Source organism: Burkholderia vietnamiensis LMG 10929 (assembly GCF_000959445.1).
Lineage (GTDB): Bacteria > Pseudomonadota > Gammaproteobacteria > Burkholderiales > Burkholderiaceae > Burkholderia > Burkholderia vietnamiensis.
Genome location: NZ_CP009631.1, coordinates 3,245,529 through 3,258,943 on the forward strand (window position 1 = coordinate 3,245,529; position 13,415 = coordinate 3,258,943).

Below are 13,415 nucleotides of genomic sequence, written 5' to 3' on the forward strand. Positions count from 1 at the left end.
CCTTTTTCTCGCCCCTTTATGACGCTCGCCTCCACGCTCGACATCATCGCGGAGTTGAAAGCCGGCCGGATGGTGATCCTGGTCGACGAAGAAGACCGCGAAAACGAAGGCGATCTCGTGATCGCCGCCGAGTTCGTCACGCCGGAAGCGATCAACTTCATGGCCCGGTACGGCCGCGGGCTGATTTGTCTGACGTTGACGCAGGAACGCTGCAAGCAGCTGCACCTGCCGCTGATGACCTACCGCAACGGCACCCAGTACGGCACCGCATTCACGGTCAGCATCGAAGCGGCCGAAGGCGTGACGACCGGCATCTCGGCCGCCGACCGCGCACATACGATCGCCACGGCGGTCGCGCACGACGTGCGCCCCGAGCACATCGTGCAGCCGGGCCACGTGTTCCCGATCATGGCGCAGCCGGGCGGCGTGCTGGTGCGCGCCGGCCATACCGAGGCCGGCTGCGACTTCACCGCGCTCGCGGGGCTCACGCCGGCCGCGGTGATCTGCGAGATCATCAAGGACGACGGCACGATGGCGCGCCTGCCCGATCTGCTCGAGTTCGCGAAGGAACACGATCTGAAGATCGGCACGATCGCCGACCTGATCCAGTACCGCAGCCGCACCGAGTCGATCATCGAGCGGATCGCCGAGCGCACGATGCAGACCGCGCACGGCACGTTCCGCGCGGTGCTGTACCGCGACCAGCCGAGCGGCTCGCCGCACATCGCGCTGGTGCGCGGCGCGCCGGCGCCCGACGTCGATACGCCGGTGCGCGTGCACGAGCCGCTGTCGGTGCTCGACCTGCTCGAGACGGGCATCTCGACGCACTCGTGGACGCTCGACGCAGCGATGCGCGAGATTGCGGAGCGCGACCTCGGCGTGATCGTGCTGCTCAACTGCGGCGACACGAAGGAACATCTGATCGACGTTTTCAAGGCGTTCGACGAGGAACAGAAGGCCGCTGCGCTGAAGCGCCGGCCGGTCGATTTCAAGACGTTCGGCATCGGCGCGCAGATCCTGCGTGATGTCGGCGTCGGCAAGATGCAGGTGCTGTCGAATCCGCGCAAGCTGGGCAGCATGTCCGGCTACGGCCTCGAAGTCACGGGCTTCATTCCGATGCCCGGCGACGAAGCCAAGTCCTGCCCGGCGTCCAACGCGTAACCCGCCGCGGCGCTTTCGCCCTATAACCGTTCATCCACACCACGGACCAGATCATGGAAATCGGACAATACCAACCGAATCTCGAAGGCGACGGCCTGCGTATCGGCATCGTGCAATCCCGCTTCAACGAACCCGTCTGCAACGGCCTCGCCGATGCATGCGTCGAAGAACTCGAGCGCCTCGGCGTGTCGGGTGAAGACGTGCTGCTCGTATCGGTGCCGGGCGCGCTGGAAATCCCGCTCGCGCTGCAAAAGCTCGCCGAAAGCGGCCAGTTCGACGCGCTGATCGCGCTCGGCGCGGTGATCCGCGGCGAGACGTACCACTTCGAACTCGTGTCGAACGAAAGCGGTGCGGGCATCACGCGCATCGGCCTCGACTTCAACCTGCCGATCGCGAACGCGGTGCTGACGACCGAAAACGACGAGCAAGCCGTCGCGCGCATGACCGAAAAGGGTCGTGACGCCGCTCGCGTCGCGGTCGAGATGGCGAACCTGACGATGGCGCTCGACCAGCTCGGCGACGACGAAGAAGAAGACGAAGACGACGAAGAGGAGCGCGCATGAAAAAGAGCGCCCGCCGACAATCGCGCGAGCTGGCGACGCAGGGCTTGTATCAGTGGCTGCTGTCGAACGCGTCCTCCGGCGAGATCGACGCGCAACTGCGCGGCGCGCTCGGTTACGACAAGGCCGACAAGGAACTGCTCGAGGCCATCCTGCACGGTGTGATTCGCGAGCACACGACGCTGGTCGAAGCGATCACGCCGTCGCTGGATCGTCCGATCGACCAGTTGTCGCCGGTTGAACGCGCCGTGCTGCTGATCGCGACGTTCGAGCTCACGCACCATGTCGAAACGCCGTACCGCGTCATCATCAACGAAGCGGTCGAACTCACGAAGACGTTCGGCGGCTCCGACGGCTACAAGTACGTGAACGGCGTGCTCGACAAGCTCGCCGCGAAGCTGCGCCCCGCCGAAACGCAGGCGCGTCGCAACAGCTGATCCGTGTATCGACGGGCGCATACGCGCCCGTTTTTCGTTTCCCCTTCCCCTGCCCGCTCCGCCCGACCGATGAATACCACCGCCGATTCGCTCGTCACGCTCGCCGCACGCGTCGACGCGATCCAGCCGTTCTATGTGATGGAACTGATGAAGGAAGCACAGCGGCTCGAGTCCTCCGGGCGCGATGTTATCCACATGGGGATCGGCGAGCCGGACTTCACCGCGCCGGAGCCCGTCGTCGAGGCGGCCGCGGCTGCGTTGCGCCGCGGGGTCACGCAGTACACGAGCGCGCTCGGCATTGCGCCGCTGCGCGAAGCGATCGCGGCGCACTATGCGCGCGCGTACGGCCTCACGATCAGCCCCGAGCGGATCGTCGTGACGGCCGGCGCATCGGCCGCACTGCTGCTCGCGTGCCTCGCGCTCGTCGGCCGCGACGACGAGGTGCTGATGCCAGATCCGTCGTATCCGTGCAACCGGCACTTCGTCGCGGCGGCCGAAGGCCGGCCGGTGCTCGTGCCGAGCGGCCCGGAAGCGCGCTTTCAGCTCACCGCCGACGACGTCCGCACGCGCTGGGGCAACCGCACGCGCGGCGTGCTGCTCGCGTCGCCGTCGAACCCGACCGGCACGTCGCTCGAGCCGGACGAGCTCAAAAGGATCGTCGAGGCGGTGCGCGCACGCGGCGGCTTCACGATCGTCGACGAGATCTATCAGGGCCTCAGTTACGATGCGGCGCCCGTGTCGGCGCTGTCGTACGGCGACGACGTCGTCACGGTGAACAGCTTCTCGAAGTACTTCAGCATGACCGGCTGGCGGCTGGGCTGGCTCGTCGTGCCGCCGGCGCTGGTCGGCACGTTCGAAAAGCTGTCGCAGAATCTGTTCATCTGTCCGTCCGCGCTCGCGCAGCATGCGGCGCTCGCCTGCTTCGAACCGGCGACGCTCGACATCTACGAAGCGCGCCGCCTCGAATTCAAGCGTCGCCGCGACTTCATCGCGCCGGCGCTCGAACGGCTCGGCTTCAAGGTCCCGGTGATGCCCGACGGGGCGTTCTACGTCTACGCACATTGCGGCGGCGTTGCCCACCCGGCAGCCGGCGACAGCGCCGCGCTCACGCATGCGATGCTGCACGACGCCGGCGTCGTGCTGGTGCCGGGCATGGATTTCGGCGTCCATGCGCCGCGCGACTATATCCGGCTGTCGTATGCGACGGCCTATTCACGGCTCGAGGAAGCGGTCGAGCGGCTGGCCAAACTGTTCGGCCACCACTGAGCCACGGAACCCGTGGCACCGCGCCGGCCGGCGGTCCATCTGCGTCGATACAAAAGAAAAAAGCACCCGACCGGGTGCTTTTTCTATTCGTGCGGGTGAAACCTGCGGTCGTTACGCGCCCAGTTCCGAATGCTCGCCGTGCGATTGCTTCGCGGTGTCGACGCTCGCGTCGTCCTGCTGCGCGCCCTTCGGTGCCGCGGTCTTCGCGGCGAGCGGCTGCGCGGCGTCGAGCGTCGCATGCACGCGCTTGGCGCCGCCTGCGGCTGCCGTGACGGCCGCGGTGACGATCGGCTTCGACGCCTGGACCGGCGCCTGCGGTGCATTGACCGGCACGTTGCGGCCGTGCGCCACGTCGCGCAGGCGGCCGCGCTCGGCCATGACCTTCGCGCCGTACGCGTTGTCGTCCGGGTTCGTCGAGCCGTTGTACAGGCGCAGGCCGTTCGCGAGCGAGCCGCCGCGCGCGATGCAGTCCTTCAGCACCAGCGCACCGACCTGCAGGTTCGCGAGCGGCTGCAGCGCGGTATCGGTGCCGCCGAAGTATTCGAACTTGTCGGAATGGACCTTCGACATGACCTGCATCAGCCCCTGCGCGCCGACGCCGCTTTCCGCGTACGGGTTGAAGCCGGATTCGATCGCCATCACCGACAGCAGCAGCAGCGGATCGAGGCCGACGTCGCGGCCGGTCTGGAACGCCGCCTTGACGAGCTGGCCGAGCGGCTCCTGCGCGACCCGGTAGCGGCGCGACAGGTAGGTGGCGACGAGCGCCTGTTCACGGTTCGACGCGAGCGTGCGATCGTCACGGGCGTCGGCCGGAACCCGCTGGGTCGGAATCAGTTTCGCGAGCGCGACCGGCGACGGGCCGTTGCGGGCCGCATCGGCCGCATCGTTCTGCGCGGAGGTTTCAGGCGCGACGTCGAGACCGACGGCGAGCGCGTCCGTTTCGGTCGCGTCTTCCTGCTGCGGCTGCGCGCCGGCGGGCGCGAAGTTCGGCAGCGGATGGCCGGACAGCAGACGGGCCGGACCGGCTTGCATGGCCGCGGATACGATCGGCATCAGCTTTGCTGCGAGGTTCCCGCGCACGGTCGGCACGAGCCAGAGGGCGAGCGCAACTGCGACAGCGAGACAGCCGACAACGCTGAATAAGTGGTGACTGACACGCGTCCCCCGGCGCAGCATGTCGCGCACGAACTGCGCATGCTGCTCTGTGGGACGCCACGATAACCAAGCGTTCATTCAGATCATCTCCCATGAACATGACTCGTGCGGCTCGCTCGGCTCGATGGCGAGACAGAATACGCGCCGCGGAATCACGACGCCGCACGCCTTGGTCGGACGCACAAGCATCGGGGAAACGGTATAAGTACCGTTCGAGGCCACGGTGTAAGAAGGCCAGCACCTTTGCATCTTGTGCAAGGTGGGCACACGCGGTGGCACTCACGCAAAAAACCAGCGTCAGGTGGCGCTGGCCGAGACTACAACTAAAGACCGTCGAAAGACGCCGTGCAGGATTCGGCGGACGGTGACGCGCTGCGTCGAAGATCGGTGATTGGCGGCTCGAAGCCTTTTACCCTGCAACCAATGTGAGCGGATTCTAGCAGGGTTTTATAGATCGTCAACACTATAAAACCTCGAAATTATAACAAAAAGTAATGTTGAGGCGGCCTTCAGATCGCGAGGCCTCTGCCGAAGGGGCTTCCAGCGCGGTCTACTTTTTTCGCTCGCGGGCGAGCGCGCGGCGGCGCGGGTAAAATCGGCGATCGATTCGGGGCCGCACCGGCAGTTGCGCCCGCTCACCGTTGCCCGCGTCGCGGGCAATCCGGACCATCTTCATGAAATACAAAGACTTACGAGATTTCATTCAGCGCCTCGAGGCGCTCGGCGAACTGCGGCGCGTCACGCAACCCGTGTCGCCCGTGCTCGAAATGACCGAGCTGTGCGACCGCGTGCTGCGCGCCGGCGGCCCTGCGCTGCTGTTCAACGCGCCGCCGGGCAATGCGTTTCCGGTGCTCGGCAACCTGTTCGGCACGCCGCGCCGCGTCGCGCTCGGGATGGGCGTCGATGCGGGCGACGACGCCGCGCTCGGCTCGCTGCGCGACCTCGGGCGGCTGCTGTCCGCGTTGAAGGAGCCGGATCCGCCGAAGAGCCTGAAGGACGCCGGCAAGCTGCTGTCGCTCGCCAAGGCCGTGTGGGACATGGCGCCGAAATCGGTGTCGTCGCCGGCATGCCAGGAGATCGTCTGGGAAGGCGCCGACGTCGACCTGCACAAGCTGCCGATCCAGACCTGCTGGCCCGGCGACGCCGGGCCGCTCGTCACGTGGGGCCTCACGGTCACGCGCGGGCCGAACAAGTCGCGCCAGAATCTCGGCATCTACCGCCAGCAGCTGATCGGCCGCAACAAGCTGATCATGCGCTGGCTCGCCCATCGCGGCGGCGCGCTGGATTTCCGCGAATTCGCATTGAGGAATCCGGGCCAACCGTATCCGGTCGCGGTCGTGCTCGGCGCCGACCCGGCCACGACGCTCGGCGCCGTGACGCCGGTGCCCGACACGCTGTCCGAGTATCAGTTCGCCGGCCTGCTGCGCGGCAGCCGCACCGAGCTCGCGAAGTGCCTGACGCCCGGCGTCGACACGCTGCAGGTGCCCGCGCGCGCGGAAATCGTGCTCGAAGGCTTCATTTATCCGCAGCAAGGCACGCCTGCGCCGGCCCCGGCCGGCGCGCCGCCGCGGCCGGCCGGCAATGCGGCGGCCGCGTACGAGCACGCACTCGAAGGCCCGTACGGCGACCACACCGGCTACTACAACGAGCAGGAGTGGTTTCCGGTGTTCACGGTCGAGCGCATCACGATGCGCCGCGACGCGATCTATCACTCGACCTATACGGGCAAGCCGCCCGACGAGCCGGCCGTGCTCGGCGTCGCGCTCAACGAGGTGTTCGTGCCGCTGCTGCAGAAGCAGTTCACCGAGATCACGGACTTCTATCTGCCGCCGGAAGGCTGCAGCTACCGGATGGCCATCGTGCAGATGAAGAAGAGCTACGCGGGCCATGCGAAGCGCGTGATGTTCGGCGTATGGAGCTTCCTGCGGCAGTTCATGTACACGAAGTTCATCGTGGTCGTGGACGAGGACGTGAACATCCGCGACTGGAACGAGGTGATCTGGGCGATCACGACGCGCGTCGATCCAGTGCGCGACACCGTGATGGTCGACAGCACGCCGATCGACTATCTCGACTTTGCGTCGCCGGTCGCCGGGCTCGGTTCGAAGATGGGGCTCGACGCGACCAACAAGTGGCCGGGCGAGACCAACCGCGAATGGGGCCGGCCGATCGAGATGGACGCGGCCGTCAAGGCGCGCGTGGACCGGCTCTGGCAGGAGATCGGACTTTGATCGGCCCGTGCGCAGACATGCGTCGGCACGCACCATCGACTCCACCCGAGCAATGACGATGAGCTTTCCACCCGCCTCGATGCTGTCCGACGGCTTCTTCCTGTCGCTGTCGCTGTGTCTCGACATCGGCCTCGTCAACGTCGCGATGCTGTCGCTAACGCTGTCGCACGGCTTTCGGCCGGGCTTCTGGCTCGGCCTCGGCTCGTGCGTCGGCGATCTCGTCTACGCCGCGCTCGCGCTGGCCGGCATGGCCGTGCTGCTGCAGTTCGAGGCCGTGCGCTGGATCGTCTGGATCGGCGGCGGCGCGGTGCTGCTGTTCCTCACGTGGAAGATGGCGCGCGAAGCGATCGCGCCGCCCGCCGATGCCGACGACCGCGCCGGCGACGCACCCGCGCCGCGTGCGAGCGCGCGCCGCAGCTTCGTACGCGGGCTGCTGCTGGCGATGTCGTCGCCGAGCGCGATCCTGTGGTTCGCGGCGGTCGGCGGCGCACTGATCGCGAAAGCCGGCGCGACCACGCCGGCTACGGCTTCGGTGTTCCTGTCCGGCTTCTTCCTCGGCGGCCTCGCGTGGACGCTGTTCATCTGCACGCTCGCGAGCCACGGCCGCAAGCGTGCGGGCGCGGGGCTGATGCGCGCGTGCCATGTCGCGTCGGCGCTGCTGTTCGCGTATTTCTCTTATAGCGTGATCGTCGGCGGCTACCGCGATCTAATCGTTCACGCCGCGTGAGCGCAACGTGCCGCCCACGCGGCATCGGGCGCCTGAAATGAAGAACGGCGCAACGTCCGTCACCGGGCGTTGCGCCGTTCTGCTTCACGCGGCCGTCGCCGCGCGCGACGCGTCAGCGGCGCCAGTAGCCGTGGTGGCCCCAGCCGCCATAACCGTGATGCCAGTACGGACGGCCGTAATAGCCGCCGACCACCACCGGCGGCGGCGCATAGTACGCCGGCGCAGGCGCGTAATACACGGGCGGAGGCGGCGGTGCGTAGTAGACGGGCGGCGGCGGCGCGTACACGGGGTATGCCGGCGCAACCGGGATACCGATGCCGACCCCGATCGACACGTGGGCCTGCGCGGCGCTCGCGGCACCCAGGCCGAGCGCGGCGGCGGCGATGAACGGAATGAGCTTTTTCACTTCGATTCTCCTGCTGGAGCGGTAATTTGTGCGCTCCGGTCGGCGACGGCAGGCGCGCACGTCGCATGCAAGCAATGTAGCGAAAACCCGCTCCGGGCGGGTCGCGCATTTGTTGCAAATTGCAATTCCGGGCCGCGAGGGCCACCACGATGCCCCGCTCGCGCGGCCATCGCGTGCCGCACCGACACGCAGGATTTCGTCCGACCGGCCCACGCGGGGCACACCACTCGGTCGTTCTTACCGGACCACGCCCGCGCGGCTCGCAGCGTGCCGTAATGAACGATTACAAATTCGAGACAAGACGCCGACCGTTCCGATGGGCAAGCGGCCCCACTCAGTTTGAGGGTCGTAACCGTCCTCCCTCGAAGCTCCGCGCTCACGACATACATTCTTGCAACGACTCGCCACGGCGAGCACCAACGCGCTCGACGAGCTCCACGTGTGCCCGCGCCGTCGCGACGCCGTCGTCATTCCTGCGATACTGGCGGCTGCCCCGTTCTTGTCCCCCGCCCCGCCCATGTCCGTACCCGATACTCCCCGCCTCGGCTTCATCGGCGCCGGCCGTCTCGCGCGCTGCGTCGCGATGCGTTTCGCGGCGGCCGGCTTTCCGGTCGCCGCAGTCGCGAGCCGCACGGCCGCTTCCGCCGCAGAACTCGCAGCCCGCATCGACGGCTGCCGGGCAGTCGACACGCCGCAGCAGGTCGTCGATGCGGCCGACCTGATCTTCCTGACCGTCCCCGACGACCAGCTCGCGCCCGCCGCCGCCGCACTGCGGTTCGATGCGGCCCGCGCGAGCGGCCAGGCGCTCGTGCACTGCAGCGGCGCCTCGGCGGTGGAACTGCTCGATCCGGCCCGGCTGCAAGGCGCAGCCACCGGCGGCTTTCATCCGCTCTACCTGTTCGGCGGCACCGACGCCGACCTCACGCGCATCGACGGTTGCTCGGTCACGATCGAGGCCGACGGCGCATTGCATGCGACGCTGATGCGGCTCGTGGCCGCACTCGGCTGCCACCCGCTGTCGATTCCCGCCGGCGGCCGGATGCTGTATCACGGGGCCGCGCATTACGCGGCGAGCTTCGCGCTGTGCGGGCTGGCGGAAGCGGTCGAGCTGTGGCGCGGCCTCGGCTTCGACGAAGCCGCCGCGCTGCGCGCGCTGCTGCCGATGCTCGCCGGCACGATCGAGACCGCCCGCGACAAGGGGCTCGCGAACGCGCTCGCCGGCCCGGTGTCGCGCGGCGACACCGGCATCGTCGAGCGCCAGCTCGCGCTGCTCGAGGCGCACGGCGGCGATCACGCGACGCTGTACGCGCTGATGACGCGCCGCGCGGTCGCGCTCGCGGCGCAACGCACGGCGCCGCCGGCCACGCTGCCGGCGCTCGCCCAGGCCGTCGAAGCGTCGCTCGCGCGCACCACCGGACACCCCTCCCCGCCGCGAGACGAGGCGTGATAAGGTGTCGGCCGATGCGCCGCCATCCGGCGTTGGCGGCCGCACGCTACTCGACTGCATAAAAAGGATGCCAACGATGTTCGGCGAGATCGCCCGTTTTCTGCTCAATACCGTCTTCACGCTGTTCGGCGCCGCGCTGATATTGCGCGTCTGGATGCAGGCCGTGCGCGTGCCGCCGTACAACCCCGTCACGCAGGCCGTCCTGCAGGCCACCAATTGGCTCGTGCTGCCGCTGCGCCGCGTGATCGCGGGCGTGCGCGGGATCGACTGGGCAAGCGTCGTCGCCGCGCTGCTCACCGCGCTCGTCTATGTGGTGCTGATGGTCGTGATGGCCGGCTTCGATCCGGCTTCGGTGATCGCGACGCTCGTCGTAGTCGCGCTGCTGACCGTCGTGAAGTGGGCGCTCAATCTGGTGATCTGGATGACGATCCTGATGGCGCTGCTGTCGTGGCTCAATCCGCGCTCGCCGGCGATGCCGATCCTCTACCAGCTCACCGCGCCGTTCCTGAACCCGCTGCGCCGCGTGATCCCGAACCTCGGCGGCATCGACCTGTCGCCGATCCTGCTGTTCGTGATCGTGCAGGTGCTGCTGATGATCGTCACGCGCGCAGCGGTGTCGCTGACGCTGTTCGGCATCTGACGCGTTGCGCTACACCGCCGGCCCCGCGGCCGGCGGCGCCGACAGCGTGTCGATCACGCCGAAGCTCGCCGGGATCATCGCGTAGCACACGCGCACTTTCTCGCGCGACAGCCGTTCGAGCAGTTGCCGCGCCTCGTCCTCGGTGACGATGAATTCGACCTCGATCGTGAGCGAGCCCTGCAGCTCGAAGAAGCGGTCCTCATGCAGCACGCGATGCCGGCCGAAGCCGGCCATCGCGCGGAACGCGGAACCGCCCGCGACGCCCATCCGGTTAGCTTCCTCCAGCAGCCATTCCCATAGCGGCTTCCAGTGCAGCCGCTGCTGCTCATGCACATAGAAACGCAGGAACACGGTGTCCATCGCGTTCTCCGGATGCCGGCGCGCTCAGGCCGGCGCGAACCACGCGCTGGCGGTCCACATGCCGAGCGCCGTCAGCGTGAACGAACCAGTCAAGTGTAGGACAGCCACCGCGAACGCCCATCCGAATTCGCCCTGCAGCGCGTGCGTCATCACTTCGACCGAGTAGGTGGAGAACGTCGTGAGGCCGCCGAGGAAGCCGGTGATCACGAACAGCCGCCACTCGGGCGGCAGGCCGACGCGGCTCGTGAACACGACGGCCGCGATGCCGATCGCGTAGCCGCCGAGCAGGTTCGCGGCCAGCGTGCCGAGCGGCATGGCCGGCACGAACGCGTTGAGCGCGAGGCCCAGGAACCAGCGCAACACGGCGCCGAGCCCGGCGCCGACGAAGATCGCGATGATCGAAGGGAACACGAAAACTCCTTGCTGACGGCGCCGGATGGCCGGCGCGGCGTACGCCGAACTGTATGCGCAATCGTGCGGCGGCCGCAATGCCGGCGCGTCGTATCGTTCGCACACGGCCGCCGGATTCGCCATTTTCCGATGAATTACGCCGATCATTACAAATCCACAAAATAAATCGATTAATGAGTCAGCGACCGTTCGGAAGTCGGAGAAACCTGCGCCAGGCGGTCCGTTCCGGTCATGACAAGCCCCATGCGCCGGGCATTCCGCGTATTTACCCTCATCCAGACATTCCCGCATCCTGCCGATATTCGATGTAATTCATTCCGGCTATTTCATAGAATCAATTCGCCGTCGATCCGTCGGCACGGGGAGATTCTCAAAATGAACAATATTCGCCTGTCGTCCATGTTGATTCCGGCGCTGTGCGCATCGCTGCTCGGGTCGAGCGTCGCGCTCGCCGACGACGGCGCCCAGCAGTCGTTCATCGAAGGCCACCGCGCGCCGAAAGGATTCGCCCGCCCGCCATTCCACACCAAGCCGCGTGCGAGCACGGCCACCGTTGCCGGCCTCACGCCCGCGCTCGTGCGGCACGCGTACGGATTCGATGCGCTCGCGAACCAGGGCGACGGGATGGTCGTCGCGATCGTCGACGCGTACGACGACCCGAAGATCGAGGCCGATCTCGGCGTCTTCAGCAACGCGTTCGCGCTGCCTGCCTGCACGTCGTCGAACGGGTGTTTCACCAAGGTGTATGCGCGCGGCACCCGGCCCAAGACGGACGCCGGCTGGTCGCTCGAGATGTCGCTCGACGTCGAATGGGTGCACGCCATCGCGCCGAAAGCGAAGATCGTGCTGGTCGAGGCCGCATCGGCGAGCTTTACCGATCTGATGGCTGCGGTCGACGTTGCGGTGAAACGCGGCGCGTCGGTCGTGTCGATGAGCTTCGGCGGCAACGAGTTCAGCGGCGAAACCGGCTACGACGGCCACTTCAACGTGCCGGGCGTCACCTTCGTCGCGTCGTCCGGCGACAGCGGCACCGGGACCGAGTACCCGGCCGCATCGCCGTATGTGGTGGCGGTGGGCGGCACGACGCTGTCGGTCGACGCAGCGGGCAACTACGTCGGCGAAGCGGCGTGGAGCGGCAGCGGCGGCGGCGTGAGCACCGCCGAGGGCGAGCCGGCCGGTCAGGCCGGCTGGCCGATTCCGGTGGCCGGCAAGCGTGGCGTGCCCGACGTCGGCTACGACGCGAATCCGTCCAGCGGCTTCGCCGTGTACGACTCGGTGACGTACCAGGGGCAGGCCGGCTGGTTCCAGGTCGGCGGCACGAGCGCCGGCGCACCGCAATGGTCGGCGCTCGTCGCGATCGCGAATTCGCTGCGCGCGGCGGCCGGCAAGAGCCGTCTGAGCGGCACCTACGACACGCTGTATGCGATCGGAAAGAGCGCGTACGGCAGCGACTATCACGACGTCACGATCGGGTCGAACGGCAGTTGCGGCAGCATCTGCAACGCGGCCGGCGGCTACGACTACGTGACGGGCCTCGGTTCGCCGGTCGCGCCGTCGCTCGTTCAGGCGCTCGTCGCGCAGCCGTAACCGCGCAACCGGCGGCGGCCGGCGCGCACCGCCGCGTTCAACCGCCGTGCCACGCGCGCTCGAGTTCGACGAGCGTCGCGAGCGCGCCGCCCTGCAGCCCGATCACGTCCGCGCGGCGCGCATGCGCTTCGCGTGCGTTGATGCGGATCACATCGGCGCCGAGCCGCTCGCTCGTCAGCCGGACGGTCGGGATCGCGGTGCCTGCGCCGAGCTCGACCACCACCACCCGCCCCGCCTGGGCGATCCATTCGTCGAGCGCGCGCTGCTGCGCGTCGTAGCGCTCGCCGAGCCAGCCGTGGTCGCCGAACATCAGGATGTTCGGCCGCGCCAGGCCGCCGCAGCGCGGGCAGCGCGGCGGCTCGCCGATCAGCCGGCACGCGGCGGCGTCGACGTCGGGGACGAACGATGCCGCATCCCACGTGTCGTCCGAGCACGGACGCAGACACTGCAGCGCGTGAATCGAACCGTGGATCTCGACGATGCGCGCCGGATCGAAGCCGGCTTTCTGAAACTGACCGTCGACGTTGCTCGTCAGCACGAAACCGCCGTTCGGCATCGCGTCGATCCAGCGTCGCAGGATCGCGAAGCCCTGATGCGGCAGCGTCTGTCGATACAGCGCAAGACGGTGCCCGTAGAAGCCCCACGCCAGCCGCGGTTGCGCGCGAAACGCCTGCGGCGACGCGATCTCGTGAAATTCGAAGCGCTCCTGGCGCAGCGCCGGATAGGCGCGCCAGAAGCCGTCCGTGCCGCGGAAATCGGGCAGCCCCGAATCGACGCCGATGCCGGCGCCGGCCGTCACGAGGAGCGCATCGGCGCGCGCGAGCGCCTCGACGGCGGCGCCGACGCGATCAGTGGGCAGTGGGAGTGGTGCGGCGGACGCATCGGAGGAACGGGAAAGCGGCATGGCGAAGCTGGGCAAAGAATCGAACGGTAGGCGGCGGATGTCGCGCGATCATACGCCGGTTCGAGCGCGATGCTGCGGCGGCGTGGCGTGGCGTGGCGTGGTGTTGCGCAGCGCAGTGCCGCG

Annotated in this window: 14 protein-coding genes; 9 read left to right on the forward strand and 5 right to left on the reverse strand. The window is 67.9% G+C overall.

Going from position 1 to position 13,415, the window contains the following annotated elements:
- Nucleotides 1-18 precede the first annotated feature (18 nt).
- The 4 genes from ribBA (at nt 19) to AK36_RS24650 (ending at nt 3,424) form a co-directional block, all read left to right on the forward strand.
- Complete coding sequence (gene ribBA / locus AK36_RS24635) at nt 19-1,161, forward strand: bifunctional 3,4-dihydroxy-2-butanone-4-phosphate synthase/GTP cyclohydrolase II (protein WP_011883653.1); 1,143 nt, start codon at nt 19-21, stop codon at nt 1,159-1,161.
- A 53-nt stretch (nt 1,162-1,214) separates the two neighbouring features.
- Nucleotides 1,215-1,724 (forward strand): 6,7-dimethyl-8-ribityllumazine synthase, encoded by a 510-nt coding sequence (ribH, locus tag AK36_RS24640; RefSeq protein ID WP_011883652.1) that lies wholly within the window; start codon nt 1,215-1,217, stop codon nt 1,722-1,724.
- Entirely contained in the window at nt 1,721-2,158 is a 438-nt protein-coding gene (nusB, locus tag AK36_RS24645) for a transcription antitermination factor NusB (RefSeq protein WP_045579378.1), read from the forward strand. Before ribH ends, nusB begins: the two co-directional genes overlap by 4 nt.
- 69 nt (nt 2,159-2,227) lie before the next feature.
- Nucleotides 2,228-3,424, forward strand: a complete 1,197-nt coding sequence (locus AK36_RS24650; protein WP_014722619.1) for a pyridoxal phosphate-dependent aminotransferase — start codon at nt 2,228-2,230, stop codon at nt 3,422-3,424.
- A gap of 111 nt (nt 3,425-3,535) precedes the next feature.
- Here the strand turns inward: AK36_RS24650 and AK36_RS24655 are convergent, their stop codons facing one another.
- Nucleotides 3,536-4,657 carry a transglycosylase SLT domain-containing protein gene (locus AK36_RS24655; protein ID WP_011883645.1) on the reverse strand — a complete coding sequence of 374 codons (1,122 nt, stop codon included), beginning with the start codon at nt 4,655-4,657 and terminating at the stop codon, nt 3,536-3,538.
- A gap of 596 nt (nt 4,658-5,253) precedes the next feature.
- On the opposite strand from AK36_RS24655, the gene AK36_RS24660 reads away from it, so the two are divergent.
- Both AK36_RS24660 and AK36_RS24665 read left to right on the forward strand, forming a co-directional pair.
- Nucleotides 5,254-6,810: a UbiD family decarboxylase gene (locus AK36_RS24660; RefSeq protein ID WP_011883644.1), complete on the forward strand. Its 1,557-nt coding sequence runs from the start codon at nt 5,254-5,256 to the stop codon at nt 6,808-6,810.
- A 58-nt stretch (nt 6,811-6,868) separates the two neighbouring features.
- Nucleotides 6,869-7,537, forward strand: a complete 669-nt coding sequence (locus AK36_RS24665; RefSeq protein ID WP_014722614.1) for a LysE family translocator — start codon at nt 6,869-6,871, stop codon at nt 7,535-7,537.
- A 112-nt stretch (nt 7,538-7,649) separates the two neighbouring features.
- On the opposite strand, the gene AK36_RS24670 is transcribed toward AK36_RS24665, so the two are convergent.
- Entirely contained in the window at nt 7,650-7,943 is a 294-nt protein-coding gene (locus AK36_RS24670) for a hypothetical protein (protein WP_014722613.1), read from the reverse strand.
- 517 nt (nt 7,944-8,460) lie between these two features.
- Between AK36_RS24670 and AK36_RS24675 the strand changes: the two genes are divergently transcribed.
- Together AK36_RS24675 and AK36_RS24680 are read left to right on the forward strand one after the other, a co-directional pair.
- Nucleotides 8,461-9,390 carry a Rossmann-like and DUF2520 domain-containing protein gene (locus tag AK36_RS24675; RefSeq protein WP_045579379.1) on the forward strand — a complete coding sequence of 310 codons (930 nt, stop codon included), beginning with the start codon at nt 8,461-8,463 and terminating at the stop codon, nt 9,388-9,390.
- A gap of 76 nt (nt 9,391-9,466) precedes the next feature.
- Nucleotides 9,467-10,030 (forward strand): YggT family protein, encoded by a 564-nt coding sequence (locus tag AK36_RS24680; protein WP_011883636.1) that lies wholly within the window; start codon nt 9,467-9,469, stop codon nt 10,028-10,030.
- Between the two features lie 9 nt (nt 10,031-10,039).
- Here AK36_RS24680 and AK36_RS24685 read toward each other — a convergent pair whose 3' ends face one another.
- Nucleotides 10,040-10,390, reverse strand: a complete 351-nt coding sequence (locus tag AK36_RS24685) for a DUF190 domain-containing protein (RefSeq protein ID WP_011883634.1) — start codon at nt 10,388-10,390, stop codon at nt 10,040-10,042.
- 24 nt (nt 10,391-10,414) lie between these two features.
- Nucleotides 10,415-10,801, reverse strand: coding sequence for a fluoride efflux transporter CrcB (crcB, locus tag AK36_RS24690; protein ID WP_045579506.1), 387 nt, complete (start codon nt 10,799-10,801; stop codon nt 10,415-10,417).
- A 375-nt stretch (nt 10,802-11,176) separates the two neighbouring features.
- Between crcB and AK36_RS24695 the strand changes: the two genes are divergently transcribed.
- A complete protein-coding gene (locus tag AK36_RS24695; protein ID WP_045579380.1) occupies nt 11,177-12,388 on the forward strand; it encodes a S53 family peptidase in 1,212 nt (403 codons plus the stop codon).
- A 37-nt stretch (nt 12,389-12,425) separates the two neighbouring features.
- Here the strand turns inward: AK36_RS24695 and AK36_RS24700 are convergent, their stop codons facing one another.
- Nucleotides 12,426-13,292, reverse strand: coding sequence for an SIR2 family NAD-dependent protein deacylase (locus tag AK36_RS24700; RefSeq protein WP_045579381.1), 867 nt, complete (start codon nt 13,290-13,292; stop codon nt 12,426-12,428).
- Nucleotides 13,293-13,415: the final 123 nt, after the last annotated feature.

What these genes read in the sequence shown, in the direction of transcription:
- ribBA (WP_011883653.1), top strand. Translation starts at nt 19, where the DNA reads ATGACGCTCGCCTCCACGCTCGACATCATCGCGGAGTTGAAAGCCGGC.
- ribH (WP_011883652.1), top strand. Translation starts at nt 1,215, where the DNA reads ATGGAAATCGGACAATACCAACCGAATCTCGAAGGCGACGGCCTGCGT.
- nusB (WP_045579378.1), top strand. Translation starts at nt 1,721, where the DNA reads ATGAAAAAGAGCGCCCGCCGACAATCGCGCGAGCTGGCGACGCAGGGC.
- AK36_RS24650 (WP_014722619.1), top strand. Translation starts at nt 2,228, where the DNA reads ATGAATACCACCGCCGATTCGCTCGTCACGCTCGCCGCACGCGTCGAC.
- AK36_RS24655 (WP_011883645.1), bottom strand. Translation starts at nt 4,657, where the DNA reads ATGAACGCTTGGTTATCGTGGCGTCCCACAGAGCAGCATGCGCAGTTC.
- AK36_RS24660 (WP_011883644.1), top strand. Translation starts at nt 5,254, where the DNA reads ATGAAATACAAAGACTTACGAGATTTCATTCAGCGCCTCGAGGCGCTC.
- AK36_RS24665 (WP_014722614.1), top strand. Translation starts at nt 6,869, where the DNA reads ATGAGCTTTCCACCCGCCTCGATGCTGTCCGACGGCTTCTTCCTGTCG.
- AK36_RS24675 (WP_045579379.1), top strand. Translation starts at nt 8,461, where the DNA reads ATGTCCGTACCCGATACTCCCCGCCTCGGCTTCATCGGCGCCGGCCGT.
- AK36_RS24680 (WP_011883636.1), top strand. Translation starts at nt 9,467, where the DNA reads ATGTTCGGCGAGATCGCCCGTTTTCTGCTCAATACCGTCTTCACGCTG.
- AK36_RS24685 (WP_011883634.1), bottom strand. Translation starts at nt 10,390, where the DNA reads ATGGACACCGTGTTCCTGCGTTTCTATGTGCATGAGCAGCAGCGGCTG.
- AK36_RS24695 (WP_045579380.1), top strand. Translation starts at nt 11,177, where the DNA reads ATGAACAATATTCGCCTGTCGTCCATGTTGATTCCGGCGCTGTGCGCA.
- AK36_RS24700 (WP_045579381.1), bottom strand. Translation starts at nt 13,292, where the DNA reads ATGCCGCTTTCCCGTTCCTCCGATGCGTCCGCCGCACCACTCCCACTG.